The organism is Marinobacterium aestuarii, assembly GCF_001651805.1.
GTDB classification, from domain to species: domain Bacteria; phylum Pseudomonadota; class Gammaproteobacteria; order Pseudomonadales; family Balneatricaceae; genus Marinobacterium_A; species Marinobacterium_A aestuarii.
In genome coordinates this window covers 1,678,523-1,694,466 of sequence record NZ_CP015839.1, presented here as the reverse complement: position 1 = coordinate 1,694,466, position 15,944 = coordinate 1,678,523, and the positions used below count along the sequence as shown (strand labels likewise).

The 15,944-nt window shown below is 58.9% G+C and carries 12 protein-coding genes; 3 read left to right on the top strand and 9 right to left on the bottom strand.

All coding sequences use genetic code 11. The features are described 5' to 3' along the window. Positions 1 to 293 precede the first annotated feature (293 nt). Positions 294 to 1,766, bottom strand: a complete 1,473-nt coding sequence (locus tag A8C75_RS07555; protein WP_084783849.1) for a protein adenylyltransferase SelO — start codon at positions 1,764 to 1,766, stop codon at positions 294 to 296. Positions 1,767 to 1,957: 191 nt separating this feature from the next. On the opposite strand from A8C75_RS07555, the gene A8C75_RS07550 reads away from it, so the two are divergent. The 3 genes from A8C75_RS07550 to A8C75_RS07540 all read left to right on the top strand — a co-directional run bounded on the left by A8C75_RS07550 (position 1,958) and on the right by A8C75_RS07540 (position 4,181). Further along, positions 1,958 to 2,275 carry a DUF3301 domain-containing protein gene (locus A8C75_RS07550; protein WP_084783847.1) on the top strand — a complete coding sequence of 106 codons (318 nt, stop codon included), beginning with the start codon at positions 1,958 to 1,960 and terminating at the stop codon, positions 2,273 to 2,275. A gap of 96 nt (positions 2,276 to 2,371) precedes the next feature. Continuing rightward, on the top strand, positions 2,372 to 2,788 hold the full coding sequence (locus A8C75_RS07545) for a group II truncated hemoglobin (RefSeq protein WP_067380219.1): 417 nt from the start codon (positions 2,372 to 2,374) through the stop codon (positions 2,786 to 2,788). Continuing rightward, positions 2,781 to 4,181: a hypothetical protein gene (locus tag A8C75_RS07540; protein ID WP_067380216.1), complete on the top strand. Its 1,401-nt coding sequence runs from the start codon at positions 2,781 to 2,783 to the stop codon at positions 4,179 to 4,181. Before A8C75_RS07545 ends, A8C75_RS07540 begins: the two co-directional genes overlap by 8 nt. A gap of 402 nt (positions 4,182 to 4,583) precedes the next feature. On the opposite strand, the gene A8C75_RS07535 is transcribed toward A8C75_RS07540, so the two are convergent. The 8 genes from A8C75_RS07535 to sdhA all read right to left on the bottom strand — a co-directional run bounded on the left by A8C75_RS07535 (position 4,584) and on the right by sdhA (position 15,944). Next, entirely contained in the window at positions 4,584 to 5,162 is a 579-nt protein-coding gene (locus tag A8C75_RS07535; RefSeq protein WP_067380213.1) for an LON peptidase substrate-binding domain-containing protein, read from the bottom strand. A gap of 191 nt (positions 5,163 to 5,353) precedes the next feature. Continuing rightward, positions 5,354 to 6,235 (bottom strand): succinate--CoA ligase subunit alpha, encoded by an 882-nt coding sequence (sucD, locus tag A8C75_RS07530; protein WP_067380209.1) that lies wholly within the window; start codon positions 6,233 to 6,235, stop codon positions 5,354 to 5,356. Next, positions 6,235 to 7,401 (bottom strand): ADP-forming succinate--CoA ligase subunit beta, encoded by a 1,167-nt coding sequence (gene sucC, locus A8C75_RS07525; protein WP_067292737.1) that lies wholly within the window; start codon positions 7,399 to 7,401, stop codon positions 6,235 to 6,237. Before sucC ends, sucD begins: the two co-directional genes overlap by 1 nt. 143 nt (positions 7,402 to 7,544) lie before the next feature. Beyond that, positions 7,545 to 8,984, bottom strand: coding sequence for a dihydrolipoyl dehydrogenase (gene lpdA / locus A8C75_RS07520; RefSeq protein WP_067380206.1), 1,440 nt, complete (start codon positions 8,982 to 8,984; stop codon positions 7,545 to 7,547). A gap of 41 nt (positions 8,985 to 9,025) precedes the next feature. Further along, complete coding sequence (gene odhB / locus A8C75_RS07515) at positions 9,026 to 10,237, bottom strand: 2-oxoglutarate dehydrogenase complex dihydrolipoyllysine-residue succinyltransferase (protein ID WP_067380203.1); 1,212 nt, start codon at positions 10,235 to 10,237, stop codon at positions 9,026 to 9,028. Positions 10,238 to 10,288: 51 nt separating this feature from the next. Further along, a complete protein-coding gene (locus tag A8C75_RS07510) occupies positions 10,289 to 13,120 on the bottom strand; it encodes a 2-oxoglutarate dehydrogenase E1 component (protein ID WP_084784224.1) in 2,832 nt (943 codons plus the stop codon). Positions 13,121 to 13,454: 334 nt separating this feature from the next. Next, positions 13,455 to 14,159, bottom strand: a complete 705-nt coding sequence (locus A8C75_RS07505) for a succinate dehydrogenase iron-sulfur subunit (RefSeq protein ID WP_067292746.1) — start codon at positions 14,157 to 14,159, stop codon at positions 13,455 to 13,457. A 12-nt stretch (positions 14,160 to 14,171) separates the two neighbouring features. Beyond that, on the bottom strand, positions 14,172 to 15,944 hold the full coding sequence (gene sdhA, locus A8C75_RS07500) for a succinate dehydrogenase flavoprotein subunit (RefSeq protein WP_067380197.1): 1,773 nt from the start codon (positions 15,942 to 15,944) through the stop codon (positions 14,172 to 14,174).

Sequence of the window (15,944 nt, the reverse complement as noted above, 5' to 3'; positions counted from 1 at the left end):
TTTCAAAAAGCACGTCATTGTAAATCAAGCCAGTGCGCGCCTCCACCGGGCAACAGCACAGCGCAAGCCGGCCAGAGGCCGGAATGGCTGCAGTATTAAACCGGTGGCATTTTACGTCTGCAGAGCCGGTTTAATACTCTGGCGCAGGGTGCGCCGCCATTGGCCAACGGCCAATGCGAACCCTTGAAAATCCAGGAGTTTCACAAATTCCGCCTGATTTTCAAGGGCGATGATGAAACAGGGCGGGACGGCCTATTTCATCGCCAGGTTAATAGTTTTTCAGGACAAGCGGATCAGGAGGAACAGGTCAGGCAGATAGCGCCGGCCCAGTCCGGCGGCTCGCCGGCAAAGCGCTCAAACTCGGGCTGCTCGGCACAGGGGGTGCGCAACAGGGTCATAAGGTCGTTAACCAGGGTGAAGTCGCCCTGGTGCGCCCCCCGAATCGCCTCTTCAGCCATATAGTTGCGCAGTATGTATTTGGGATTCACCGCCAGCATGCAAGCCTGGCGATCGCTGCTCGTCCCGGCCTCCAGATCCAGCCGGGCCTGGTACTGCAACAGCCAGTCAGTGACCCTGGACGGATCCGGCCAGAGTGCCAGCACCGCGCCCAGCGCCTCATCGGAGCCATCAAACCGGCTCAGGCTGCGGAAAAAGCGGGTCATGTCGATACGCTGCTCCGCCATCAGGGCCTTGAGCGACGACACCAGCGCGGCGTCGCCAACATCCTGCGCCACAAGCCCCAGGCGCTCGCGGTAGCGTGCCAGCTCCGCCGCCTCATAGAGGCCGCCAAAGCGCTCGAGCTGCGCCTCCAGATCCGCCCGCTCCACCAGTGGCAGCAAGGCCTGACCCAGGCAGGCCAGATTCCACAGCACCACACCGGGCTGAGCCTTGAAGGCATAGCGTTTCTGATGATCATTCTGGTTACTGACATAGTCGTTCTGGTAGCCATCCAGGAAACTGTAAGGGCCGTAATCGAAGGTCTCGCTCAGCAGCGACATGTTGTCGGTGTTCAGAACACCGTGCACAAAACCGTAGGCCTGCCAACGCGACACCAGCTCGGCTGTACTTTGCACCACTTCGGCAAACATCGACTGATAGGGGTTCTCATCCGCGGCCAGATGGGGAAAGTAACGCTCGATGCAGTAATCGGCCAGCTGCTTGAGTTCATCGTGCAGGCGGTGGTAGTAAAAGTATTCGAAGTGACCGAAGCGGATATGACAGCGCGACACGCGCAACAGCATGGCGCAGGGCTCCATACCTTCACGCCGCGTATAGTCTTCACTGCCAATCAGGCAGAGCGCCCGGGTGGTAGGAATATTCAGCCCCTGCATGGCCTCCCCCGCCAGATACTCCCGCACGCTGGAACGCAGGACCGCGCGCCCGTCGCCAAAGCGGGAAAAGGCCGTCTTGCCGGCGCCCTTGAGGTGCAGATCCCAGCGCTCACCGGCCTGGTTGAGCACTTCGCCCAGCAGCAGACCGCGACCATCACCCAGATCCGGGTTATAGACGCCAAACTGGTGCCCGGTGTACTTCATGGCCAGGGATTCCGAGCCCGGCAAAGGCGCGTGACCGCCAAAGTAATTCGCCAGCGCCTCGGGCGTGACCTGGCAGGGATCAAGGTCCAGCAGGGTCGCCACTTCGGTATTGAAACTGATCAGGTGCGCGCCCTGAAGCGGCTGCGGCTCGGTGATCTGGTAGAATCGCTCCGGCAGCCGTGCAAAACTGTTGTCAAAATTAAGGTTTTCCAGGGTTCGCAGCACGCTCATGGTGGGTCTCATTGCAGCTTTCAGGGACTGGGAGTAACTCAGCAGTTTCTGTCGGGACGCTCTGTCGCCTTCGGCAGAAGAGTCTGCAGGTCCGCGGTGCCGCCGCGGCCCCTATACCCTAGCATTTCTATCAACTATTATCAGCACCCTGAAGCGCGTACTCGCGTAAACCTGCCAATGGATAATGCCCTATGAATATCGAGCTACAGGACCTGTTCTGGCTCAGCCTCGTCAGCTTTGTCTGCCTGCACTGGTGGCAGGGGCAGAAGGTGCGGGAAACCGCGCTGCGTGCGACCCGCAAGCGCTGTGAAGAGCTGGATGTGCAGCTGCTTGATGACAGCGTGGGCCTGCGGGCCATCTGGCTCAAGCGCGACCTGCGCGGCAGTCTGCGTTTCTGGCGCAGTTATCAGTTCGAATTCACCGCCACGGGCGAGAACCGCTACCGCGGCCGCGTGGTCACCCTGGGACAGCAGATAGAGTCCATCGAGCTGGACGCACACCGGTTTTGATTCGCTGCTGCCCGCCGCCGTACAATACGACAAGCCGCAGGCACGGCCTGTGTCACACGACGCTTTCACTACCCCTGTCAGACGGGCAACCACAGCATGCAGATTTCCGAACCCGGCCGACCACAATACGGTGACGGCGACACCTCCTACCAGGCCGCCGGCGGCATTGACGGCATTCGCCGCCTGGTTGATGCCTTTTACGACCAGATGGATAGCCTGGCAGACGCCGCCGACATCCGCGCCATGCACCGCCAGGACCTGAGCGAATCACGAGACAAGCTGAGCTGCTTTCTCAGCGGCTGGCTCGGCGGCCCCAAGCTCTACCGCGAAAAATACGGGCCTATCAGCATTCCCGCCGCCCATGCCCAGCTGCGCATCGGCAGCCTGAGGCGCGATGCCTGGTTGCTGTGCATGCAAAAAGCGCTGCAACAGCAACCCTGGCCCGAGGGCTTCAAGCAGTACCTGCTGCAGGCGCTGAGCGTACCGGCCGAACGCTGCCGCACCCGTGACTGAACCTGCCACACAGGCCAGCTCCCGGAGCGCGACTGAACCCCATGCCCGCCAACCCAAAACCGGTATTCAGCGCGGTGCATTAACAGGCTGGCTACTGTTCGCCGCCGCACTGAGCTCTATTGCAGGCGCTCTCAGCGGACTTGTACCGCCCCAGGTTCCGGGCGCTCTGGCCTGGGCCGCCGGCCTGTTGCTGTTCCGCCGCCTCGGCGGGCTGCAGCGAATCCAGGTGCTGCTGATGTTAAGCGTCGGCGCTGCCGGTTTGCTGCAGGCGGCCTATCAGGGCGAACTGCTTATCTACGGCGCCCAGGCGCTGGCCAACAGCCAGGTACTGATCGCCATGCTGGTTGCGGTAGGCTTTTTGCGTCTGGTTGCCGTTCCTGCTGCCGCAGGCAATTCAACAGGCAACACCGGTCATACCGACTCAACAAACCCTGTCAGCCTGCCCCGTGGCCGGGCGGCGCTGTGGAAGACGCTACTGGGGACGCACCTGTTCGGTGCAGCGATCAATTTTTCCGCCCTCACCATCATCGGCGACCGGCTACACAGCGCACACCCGCTGCAACCCCTCCAGGCGATAGCACTGTCCCGCGGCTTTAGCCTCGCCGCCCTCTGGTCACCCTTTTTTGTCGCCATGGGCATAGCCCTCACCCTGGCACCGGGGTCCAGCCTGCTGCCCATGAGCCTTGGCGGCCTGAGCGTTGCCCTGCCCGCCCTGCTGCTGGCCGGTTACTGCCTGGCAAGACGCAAGGAGAGCCCCGACTTTGCCGGTTATCCCATTCAGCCCGAGGCGCTGCGCATCCCGCTGGTACTGGTATTGCTGGTGATGGCCGGGCACCAGTTGCTGCCCTGGCTGGGCATTTTAAGCCTGATTACGATCTGCGGCCTGTCCCTGCCGCTGCTGCTCTTGCTGTACCAGAGCCGCCACCAAGGTGCCCGGCGCTATCGCCAGCATATCGAACAGGCAGTGCCCGGCATGCATGGCGAGTTGCTGCTGTTCCTGGCAGCGGGTGTACTCATGGCCGGCATCTCGGCGCTGGTGCATTACAGCGGCATAGAGCTGTCGCTGCAGCACTTCGGGGCGGCAGAGGCCGCAGGCCTGGTCGGCCTCAGCGCGCTGGCAGCCATTTTCGGCATACATCCGGTGATTACCGTCAGCAGTCTCGCGGGCATGCTGATGCCCGTTGTAACAGACCCCAACCTGCTGGGCCTCAGTATCCTGATGAGCTGGTCCCTGGGCGTCGTCGTATCACCCTGCTCCGGTACTCACCTGGCCATGCAGGGTCGCTTTGGCATCAACGCCTTTCGGTTTTTTGGCTGGAACTGGCGCTTTGGGCTGGGGCTTTACGGCCTCTGCTGCCTGGTGCTCTTTGGCTACGAAGCCCTGTTCAGCTAGAGCATTTTCATGAAACACTTAGCTGTCGATCGAGGTTGTTTTGTTTGAGTGCCTCCTTACTTCGAGGCGGCCGGATAAGGTCGAGGTAAGATGAAAGTGCTCTAGATCGCGCTTGCAGGCGGAAGCTCCGCTGATTTTTTCGAGCCCGTATTTCGCCTGTCGGCGACATACTTTCTTTGTTCGTGCAAAGAAAGTAACACGACCAGGAGGTCGTAACAGGGATTATCAAAAAGCTACCGTTGTTGGCTGTATTGCGGATCCCTGCGAAAGACCCCCTTTTATTGTTAACGAGCCAGGTGGTTAGAGCATTTTCACGAAACACTTATCTGTCGATCAAGGTTGTTTTGAGTGTTTCCTTACTTAGAGGCAGCCGGATATGGATCGGGGTAAGATGAAAATGCTCTAACGATCCCAATCGATGGCGTCATGAATCAGCTTAAGCCTGGCCGCCGGGCCATCGCAGGCCAGCAGCTCCTGCTTGTCCTCGGCCGAAAACGGCAGCCAGTCGGCCAGACGATAGCCCAGTGTCACCGCATCCCCGGTGTCGGTGTCCGCGGCCTGGGGTGCAAAGGTCGGATGCTTCAGCATCTGACACAATAACTGCTGCAGGCCTGCATACTCCGGCGGCACCGGCGCGGCGGGCTCAACCGCCAGCCGGTCACATTCTCCCAGCAACAGGTTGTCCGGTTGCGCCTGCACAGGCCCGATGCGCACCCGCCGCAAGCCCTGCACCAGGATACCCAGACGCTCATTGGGCAACTGATCCCAGTCGATGATCTCGCCATAGACCCCCACAGCATGGAATGGCGCCTGGCCCCGTGCGACCGCCTGATCGCTGCGGGTCTGGACAATGACAAACCCGCTCTGACGGCGAAAGGATTCGGAGACCATCGTTAAATAGCGCGGCTCAAAGATCTGCAACGGCAGGCGTGAGCCGGGGTACAACACGACCGGCAGCGGAAACAGCGGCAATATATCCATCAGTCCTCCAGGCACTTTGGTCTGAGTATACGAACTCTGGACCCCAGCCGTTCAATCTTGTTCAGCTGAAGCAACCGAGGCCCGCCTGCCTGGCTCAGTTTTCTTGCCGTCAATTACTCCGTCTTCAGCAAGCAGGCACAAAAAAAGGCAGCCGAAGCTGCCTTTTTTAATCGTCTGAAATCAGGCGATTTTTACTTCATTTCCCAGCCAGTCAGTTCGGCAAGCGCCTTGCCGATATCGGCCAGGGAGCGAACAGTCTTGACGCCAGCGTCTTCCAGGGCGGCGAATTTCTCATCCGCAGTACCCTTGCCACCGGAGATGATCGCACCGGCGTGACCCATGCGCTTGCCAGCCGGAGCTGTAACACCTGCGATGTAGGACACAACCGGCTTGGTCACGTTGGCCTTGATGTAGGCTGCGGCTTCTTCTTCAGCGGAACCGCCGATTTCACCGATCATGACGATGGCTTCAGTCTGCGGATCCTTCTCGAACATCTCCAGGATGTCGATGAAGTTGGAACCCGGGATCGGGTCGCCACCAATGCCGACACAGGTAGACTGGCCAAAGCCCGCATCTGTGGTCTGCTTGACCGCTTCGTAGGTCAGGGTGCCTGAACGCGACACTATACCGACCTTGCCCGGCAGGTGAATGTGACCGGGCATGATGCCGATCTTGCATTCGCCCGGGGTAATAACGCCCGGGCAGTTAGGGCCCACCAGGCGTACGCCCAGCTCGTCACACTTGGCCTTGCACTGCAGCATGTCGATCACCGGGATGTGCTCGGTGATGCAGACGATCAGCTTGATGCCTGAATTGGCGGCTTCAAGGATGGAATCCTTGCAGAATGCAGCCGGCACGTAGATCACGGAGGCATCAGCGCCAGTCGCGTCAACGGCTTCCTGTACGGTGTTGAACACCGGCAGGCCCAGGTGCTCGGTACCGCCCTTGCCCGGTGTAACACCACCGACCATTTGGGTGCCGTATGCAATCGCCTGTTCGGAGTGGAAGGTACCCTGGCCACCGGTGAAACCCTGGCAGATGACCTTGGTGTCCTTGTTGATCAAAATCGACATTATTTACCCTCCGCTGCTTTAACCGCCTGCTGAGCACCGTCGGTCAGGCTGGTTGCTGCAATGATATCCAGTCCGGATTCAGCCAGACGCTGTGCACCGAGTTCCGCATTGTTGCCTTCAAGACGAACAACGACGGGCACGTTCACGCCCACTTCCTTAACCGCACCGATGATACCGTCGGCAATCAGGTCACAACGCACGATGCCGCCAAAGATGTTGACGAATACCGCTTTAACATTGTCGTCGGACAGGATGATCTTGAACGCTTCGGTAACACGTTCCTTGGTGGCACCGCCGCCAACGTCAAGGAAGTTGGCCGGCTTGCCGCCATGCAGCTTGACGATGTCCATGGTGCCCATGGCCAGGCCTGCGCCGTTAACCATGCAGCCGATGTTGCCATCCAGTGCCACGTAGTTCAGGTCCCACTCGGCCGCACGGGCTTCACGGGCATCATCCTGGGACGGATCGTGCATTTCCTGCAGATCCTTGTGACGGTAGAGTGCATTGCCGTCCAGAACGATTTTGGCGTCCAGGCAGTGCAGGTTACCGGCATCGGTGATGACCAGCGGGTTGATTTCCAGCAGCGCCAGGTCCTTTTCTTCAAACATTTTCGCAAGACCCATAAAGATGCTTACGAACTGCTTGATCTGGTCGCCCTTGAGGCCCAGTTTGAATGCCAGGTCGCGGCCCTGGTAGGGCTGCGCACCGGTCATTGGGTCGATGGTTGCCTTGAGAATCTTTTCCGGAGTCTCTTCTGCAACTTTCTCGATCTCGACACCACCTTCGGTGGAGGCCATGAACACGATACGACGTGAAGAACGGTCTACCACCGCACCCAGGTACAGTTCCTGAGCGATATCGGTGCAGGTTTCAACCAGAATCTTGGAAACCGGCTGACCGTTGGCATCTGTCTGGTAGGTCACCAGGTTTTTGCCCAGCCATTTTTCAGCGAATGCGCTAGCTTCTTCCGGAGAAGTGATCAGCTTGACGCCACCGGCCTTGCCTCGGCCACCGGCATGTACCTGCGCCTTGACAACCCACTGGCTGCCGCCAATTTTCTTCGCCGCAGCCGCTGCGTCTTCCGGAGTATCTACCGCGTATCCCTTGGAAACCGGCAGACCATAGGTGGCAAACAGCTGTTTACCTTGGTACTCGTGAAGGTTCATGCTCTTGTCCGTTGTCTGGTCAATTATGAATACTAAGCCCGCCAGGCGAGCATACAGTATTCGTGCTCACTCGTTTATACGACAAGCGTCTAATAGGAATGGCCGGATTTGTATCCGGCCATTCATAAGCCCGTTTTACCGGCTTATCTCTTTTTGCGGTTGGCGATATGGATCGCGTGGTTATCCACCGCCAGCGCTGCTTCATGTACCGCTTCGCTGACAGTCGGATGCGCGAACATGGTCAACTGCAGGTCTTCGGTAGTGGAGCAGAACTCCATCGCGATGACGCCCTGCGCGATCAGCTCGGACGCGATACCGCCGACCATGTGCACACCCAGCACGCGATCGGTGACTTCGTCAGAGATGATCTTGACGAAACCGTCGGTGTCGTTGGATGCCATGGCACGGCCGGACGCCGCGAACGGGAACTTGCCGGTTTTGTATTTCACGCCGGCCGCTTTCAGTTCCTGCTCGGTCTTGCCAACCCAGGCCAGTTCCGGGTGGGTGTAAATGATGTTGGGAACCACATCGTAGTTCACCTGCGCCTTGTGGCCCGCCACGATGTCGGCAACCATGATGCCTTCTTCAGACGCCTTGTGCGCCAGCATCGGGCCGCGTACCGAGTCACCAATGGCGAATACGCCCGGCATCTCGGTACGGCACTGCTCGTCAACCTTGATGAAGCCGCGTTCATCCAGCTCAACGCCGCTGTCACCTGCCAGCAGGTTCTGCGTCAGCGGGCGACGGCCAACCGCCACGATCAGCTTGTCGACGATCATTTCCTTGTCGCCTTCAGCGTCGGTGAATTTCACCTTCACTTCCTTGCCATCCAGAATCTCGGTGCCGGTTACGCGGGCGCCCAGACGGATATCCAGCTTCTGCTTCTTGAGCAGCTTGGCGGCTTCCTTGGCAACGTCCTGATCGGCCAGCGCCAGGAAGCTGTCCATGGCTTCCAGCACTGTGACTTCCGAACCCAGGCGAGCCCATACAGACCCCATTTCCAGACCGATAACACCGGCACCGATAACGCCCAGGCGTTTCGGCGTTTCATCGATGTTAAGCGCGCCTTCGTTGTCCAGGATCAGACCGTCGGTCAGAGGCGCCGGCGGAATGTTCACCGGCACGGAACCGGACGCCAGGATCACGTTTTCAGCTGCATGAACGCTGACAGTACCATCCTTTGCAGTGACTTCAACCTGCTTGCCCGCCAGCAGCTTGCCAGCACCTGCCAGCAGGGTTACGCCGTTGGCCTTGAACAGGCCGGCGATGCCACCGGTGAGGTTTTTAACGATGGTGTCCTTGCGGGCGACCATCTGTTTAACGTCCATCTGCACGTCGCTGACGTTGATACCGTGAACAGCTGCGTTGTCCTTCACTTCGTGGTACTTGTGCGTCGATTCCAGCAGCGCCTTGGACGGGATGCAACCCACGTTCAGGCAGGTGCCGCCAAGAACCGGAGCGCCCTTGCCATCAATCCACTTCTCGACACAAGCTGTTTTCAGACCCAGCTGAGCCGCACGAATCGCCGCCACATAGCCGCCAGGACCCGCACCAATAACAATTACGTCAAATTTATCAGACATTTCTTCCTATCCTTAAATGCTCTAGAAGTACGGTAGGCTGCTTAAACGTCCAGCAGCATGCGGGCCGGGTCTTCCAGCAGATCCTTGAGAGTGACCAGGAACTGGACAGCCTCTTTGCCATCGATCATACGGTGATCATATGACAGCGCCAGATACATCATCGGCAGGATAACAACCTGACCGTTGACCGCCATCGGGCGTTCCTGGATCTTGTGCATGCCGAGGATCGCAGTCTGCGGCGGGTTCAGGATCGGGGTGGACATAAGGGATCCGAAGACACCACCGTTGGTGATGGTGAAGGTGCCGCCCTGCATGTCGTTCAGACCCAGTTTGCCGTCACGGCCGCGCTTGCCGAAATCAGCAATGGTGGACTCGACGTCGGCCAGGCTCATGCTGTCGGTATCACGCAATACAGGCACCATCAGACCACGCTCGGTGGACACGGCGACGCCGATATCCTGGTAACCGTGGTAGACCATGTCATTGCCGTCGATGGAGGCATTGACCGCCGGGAAGCGTTTCAGCGCTTCGGTAGCCGCCTTGACGAAGAAGGACATGAAGCCCAGGCGCGTGCCGCCGTGTACTTTTTCGAACAGATCCTTGTACTGCTTGCGCAGCTCCATCACCGGCTTCATGTTGACTTCGTTGTAGGTCGTCAGCATGGCCGCGCTCTGCTGTGCTTCCACCAGGCGCTTGGCGATGGTGGCACGCAGACGCGTCATGGGTACGCGCTTCTCAACCCGCTCACCGGCAGCAACGCTGACGGCGACAGGTGCAGGTGCAGCCTTGGCCGCCTGAGGCGCTGCAGGAGCCGCCGCCGCGGGCGCCTTGGCACCGGACTTGATGAAGTTCTGTACATCTTCCTTGGTGATGCCGCCGCCTTTGCCCGTTCCGGCAATCTGGCTGGCATTCAGGTTGTTTTCGTCGATCAGCTTGCGTGCAGCCGGGCCAACCTTGTCGGCGTCGCCTGCGGCGGCGTCAGCAGCAGGTGCTGCATCAGCGCTGGTACCGGCAGCGCCGGCTTCAAACTGAGCAATCACTTCATCGCTGAGGACGGTTTCGCCTTCACCCTTGAGGATTGCCTTGATGACACCGTCAGCCGGTGCAACCACTTCCAGTACAACCTTGTCGGTTTCGATATCGACAATCAGCTCATCGGCCGCACAGGCTTCGCCAGGCTGCTTGTGCCAGGTCGTTACTGTGCCGTCTGCGACGGATTCCGGAAAAGTCGGGGCTTTGATTTCGATGGACATGTTGTTTCCTTGTGTGCTCCGCAAGGTCGTATCCCGCGATACGACCTGTCATTAACCGTTGAGTGCTTCGTTGACCAGCGCGTCTTGCTGCTCGATATGCACCGATATATGGCCCACCGCAGGCGCTGCCGCATGCGGACGTCCGACACCACCCAGGTGCAGTGCCGGATTGTGACGCTGCAACACATTGCGCATGTGGTGCTGACTGCAATACCAGGCGCCCTGGTTCATCGGCTCTTCCTGACACCAGACGACAGATTCCAGGTTGGTGTAACCGGCAATTGCCTCGGCCAGCGCAGCCTCCGGGAACGGGTACAGCTGCTCAATGCGCACGATGGCCACATCGGTCAGACCCTGTTCAGCGCGGCGGTTGTACAGGTCGTAGTAGACCTTGCCACCGCAGAGCACCAGGCGCTTCACCTTGGCGGCATCCTGCTGATCCACTTCGCCGATCACCGGCAGGAAGGTGCCTTCGGCCAGATCTTCCAGCGTCGATGTCGCCTGTTTGTGACGCAACAGGCTCTTGGGCGACATGACAATCAGCGGCTTGCGCAGCGGACGTGCCACCTGGCGACGCAGCAGATGGAAAATCTGTGCCGGCGTCGTCGGGGTGCAGACCTGAATGTTGTGCTCGGCACACATTTGCAGGAAGCGCTCCAGACGGGCAGAGGAATGCTCCGGACCCTGGCCTTCGAAGCCGTGGGGCAGCAGCATGGTCAGACCGCAGAGACGGCCCCACTTCTGCTCGCCACTGGTGATGAACTGGTCGATCACCACCTGGGCACCGTTGGCGAAGTCACCAAACTGAGCTTCCCAGATCACCAGCGCGTTGGGGATAGTCGTGGCATAACCATACTCGAACGCCAGCACCGCCTCTTCCGACAGGTAGGAATCCAGAATGGTCATGTTCGGCTGATCTTCCGCCAGATTTTTCAGCGGCACGTAGCAACTGGCATCTTTCTGGTTATGCAGCACGGCATGGCGATGGGAGAAGGTGCCTCGACCCACGTCCTGACCGGTCAGGCGGATCGGGTAGCCTTCCGCCAGCAGCGTGGCATAGGCCATGGTCTCGGCGAAGCCCCAGTTGAGAGCCATTGCGCCCGCCGCCATGCGCTTGCGATCTTCATAGATCTTCTGCACCTGACGCTGTACCACAAAGCCTTCCGGCGTTTCGCAGACCTTGTTGGCCAGCTCCTGCAGCAGCTTCATGTTAACGCTGGTGTCGCACTCGAAGGACCACTCATGGCCCAGGTACGGACGCCAGTCGACAAACAGCTCGGTATTGGGCTCAAGCACCAGCGCCTTGGCAACATGATCACCATTTTCCAGCGCGCGACGGTATTCCTGCTCCATCGCCTTGCTTTCGTCGGCGTCGATGACACCGGCTTCCAGCAGGCGCTGGGCATAGAGTTCGCGGGTGGTTTTCTGGGCCTTGATCTTGGCGTACATCAGCGGCTGGGTGCCAGACGGCTCATCCGCTTCGTTGTGACCGCGGCGGCGGTAGCACACCAGGTCAATAACGACGTCCTTTTTGAACTCGTTGCGGTAGTCCAGGGCAACCTGGGTTACAAAGCTGACGGCTTCGGGATCATCGCCGTTGACGTGGAAAATCGGCGCCTGGACCATTTTCGCCACATCGGTGCAGTACTCGCTCGAACGCGCGTCTTCCTTGCGCGATGTGGTAAAACCGACCTGGTTGTTGATCACGATGTGAATGGTGCCGCCGGTCTTGTAGGCGCGGGTCTGGGACATCTGGAATGTCTCCATGACCACCCCCTGACCGGCAAACGCCGCATCACCGTGGATCGACACCGGCACAACAGTGCTACCGATAGAGTCTTGACGACGATCCTGACGTGCACGCACCGACCCTTCGACCACCGGAGACACGATCTCCAGATGCGACGGGTTGAATGCCATGGCCAGGTGGACTTCGCCGCCCGGGGTCATGACGTTGGAGGAGAAGCCCTGGTGGTATTTGACGTCACCTGAGGTGGTGATCACTTTCTTGCCTTCGAACTCGCCGAACAGTTCGGCGGGGTTCTTGCCAAAAATGTTCACCAGCACGTTCAAACGACCGCGGTGCGCCATTCCGATAATGACTTCCTTGGCGCCTGCACGACCTGCGCGCTGCACCAGCTGGTCCATCAGTGGAATCAGCGCTTCGCCGCCTTCCACGCCAAAGCGCTTGGCGCCGGCGTAGCGGGCACCGAGGTACTTTTCCAGACCCTCGGCCGCCGTCAGGCGCTCAAGAATATGCTTGCGCTCCGGCACTTCCAGCGCCGGATGGCTGCGCACAGGCTCAATGCGCTGCTGCAGCCAGCGTTTTTCCTGGGTATCAACAATGTGCATGTACTCGGCACCAACAGTGGTGCAGTACGTGCGTTTCAGATCCTCGACAATCTGTTTCAGCGGTGCTTCTTCGGTGCCGAAGAAGAGTGAACCCAGCTGAAACACAGTGTCATAGTCCGCTTCGCTCAGCTCGTGGAAACGCAGGTCCAAATCCGGCACCGGCTCACGCTTGTGCAGATCAAGCGGATCTATGTCCGCAGCCTGATGTCCACGCACGCGATAAGCATTGATCATCCGCAGGACACGCACCTGCTTCTTTTCATGCTCGGACGAGACGCTGCTGACTTCAACCGGACGGGACTGACCCTGGTTTTTGGAGAGGTAGAGGAAGTGTTCACGGATCGGTGAGTGAGGCACATCCTGAGAGATGTGCTCGCCGACCTTGGGTAGTCGGTCAAACTCTTCGCGCCATTCCTGGGGAACGGCGTTTGGATCCATAAGGTAGGTTTCGTAAAGTTGTTCGACGTATGAAAGGTTGCCACCATATAGGTGGGCATTCTTCCATAACAGCTCCATTACGCCATCTTGCATTCTTTGATCACCCTGGCTCAAGGAGTACACCAGCACGAAAGGTTGCACCATTTCCTTCCGTAACATCCGCTGGATGCCACCTTTTTGTTACCGTTTTGTGTCGCCTCACGCCTATCAAAAAAGCGCATAAACGCGGGGCAGTATTGTACGCCTTTTGTAACAGGCTTTACACATCAAAGCCGCGTGGCATTCGACAAAAAAACTTAATCAACCGATGCATATTTCTATGCTGTAGCCGACCGACCTTTTTCCGACTGCTCGAACTCACCGCCAGCGACCATTTTTATACACACAAAAAAAAGCGGCACCACCGGTGCCGCTTTCTTTCATCGGATCAGGTCGCCTGTTGTAGCAACATATTCCGGATCTTGCCGATTGCCTTGGTGGGGTTGAGCCCCTTGGGACAAACGCTGACACAGTTCATGATGCCATGGCAGCGGAAGACGCTGAACGGATCATCAAGCTCCGCCAGACGCTCCCGGGTTGCCGTATCACGGCTGTCCGCCAGGAAGCGGTAAGCCTGCAACAGACCGGAAGGTCCGACAAACTTGTCCGGATTCCACCAGAAGGACGGACAGGCAGTGGAGCAGCATGCACAGAGAATACACTCGTACAAACCGTCCAGCTCAGCGCGCTCTTCCGGCGACTGCAGACGTTCGATCGCCGGTGCCGGCGTATCATTGATCAGGAACGGCTTGATCTTCTCGTACTGCTTGTAGAACTGACCCATGTCGACCACCAGGTCACGCACAACCGGCAGACCCGGCAGCGGGCGCAGAACCAGTTTGTCCTTTTCCACCACCGCAGACAGCGGCGTGATGCAGGCCAGACCATTCTTGCCGTTCATGTTCATGCCATCTGAGCCGCACACGCCTTCACGGCAGGAGCGACGGTAGGCCATGGACGGGTCCTTGTCCTTCAGAAGCTGAAGCAGATCCAGCACCATGATGTCCTTGCCACCGGGGATATCGATATGGATATCCTGCATGTAAGGCGCATCGTCAGTCTCAGGATTGTAGCGATATACACTTACCAGCATCGTAACAGCCCCTTAGTACGTTCTGATTTTCGGCGGAAAAGCTTCCATGGTCTTGGGCGCAAAGTTCACCGCACGTTTGGTGATGCGCTTGTCGACCGGATGGAACAGGGAGTGACACAGCCAGTTCTCGTCATCACGCTCAGTGAAGTCGTTACGCGCATGCGCACCGCGGGATTCCTTGCGGACCTCGGCAGCAATGGCAGTCGCTTCAGCCACTTCCATCAGGTTTTCAAGCTCCAGAGCTTCGATACGCGCGGTATTGAAGGCGCCGGACTTGTCTTCCAGATTGAGATTGCCAACGCGTTCGCGCAGACCCTTGAGCAACTCCAGACCTTTCTGCATGCTGCCGCCATCGCGGAACACGCCGAAGTACAGCTGCATGGTGCTCTGCAGGTCCTTGCGAACCTCAGCCACGCTTTCGCCGCCGGTGCTGTTATTGAGGCGATTCAGACGCGACATGGCCGCTTCTATATCAGCATCAGTCGCATCCAGGCATTCATAGCCTTCCTGCAGCTGCTTCTCGATTTGAATACCGGCTGCACGACCGAATACCACCAGATCCAGCAGCGAGTTGCCGCCCAGACGGTTAGCACCGTGTACCGATACGCAGGCCACTTCGCCACAGGCAAAGAGTCCGTCGATGATGCAGTCATTGCCCTCAGCATCCATACCGATCGCCTGACCGCCGATGTTGGTGGGAACGCCACCCATCATGTAATGGCAGGTCGGAACAACCGGGATTGGCTCTTTCACCGGATCCACGGCCGCAAAGGTCTTGGCCAGCTCACAGATACCGGGCAGACGGGAGTGCAGCACTTCCTCACCCAGGTGATCCAGTTTCAGGAAGACGTGATCGCCGTCCGGGCCACAGCCACGACCGTCGAGCAGCTCCAGAATCATGGAACGGGCAACAACATCACGGCCTGCAAGGTCCTTGGCATTGGGCGCATAACGCTCCATGAAGCGCTCGCCGTCCTTGTTGACCAGGTAGCCACCTTCACCGCGGCAACCTTCTGTCACAAGCACACCGGCACCGGCGATGCCGGTTGGATGGAACTGCCACATTTCCATATCCTGGGCCGGCACGCCTGCGCGCAGCGCCATGCCCATACCGTCACCGGTATTGATCAGGGCATTGGTGGTGGACGCATAGATGCGACCCGCACCGCCGGTAGCCAGAACAGTGGCCTTGGCCTTGATGTAAACGGTTTCGCCGGTTTCGATGCAGATGGCGATACAGCCGACTACAGCGCCTTCGGCATTTTTCACCAGATCAACGGCGTACCATTCATTCAGGAACACGGTGCCCGCTTTCAGGTTGCCCTGATACAGCGTGTGCAGCAGCGCGTGACCGGTACGGTCAGCCGCGGCACAGGTACGTGCAGCCTGACCACCTTCACCGAAGTTCTTCGACTGACCGCCGAAAGGACGCTGATAGATACGGCCGATTTCCGTACGGGAGAACGGCAGCCCCATGTGGTCCAGCTCAAACACCGCCTGGGGACCGACAGAACACATGTACTCGATCGCATCCTGGTCACCGATGTAATCGGAGCCCTTGACGGTATCGTACATGTGCCAGCGCCAGTCGTCGTTCGGATCGGCACTGGCGATTGCACAGGTAATGCCGCCCTGGGCGGATACCGTGTGCGAGCGGGTCGGGAACACCTTGGTGACACAGGCCGTATTCAAACCGGACTGGGCCAGCTGCAGTGCTGCACGCATACCCGCACCACCGCCACCGACTACAATTGCGTCGAAAGTTAGCGTACGCAGCTTAGTCAT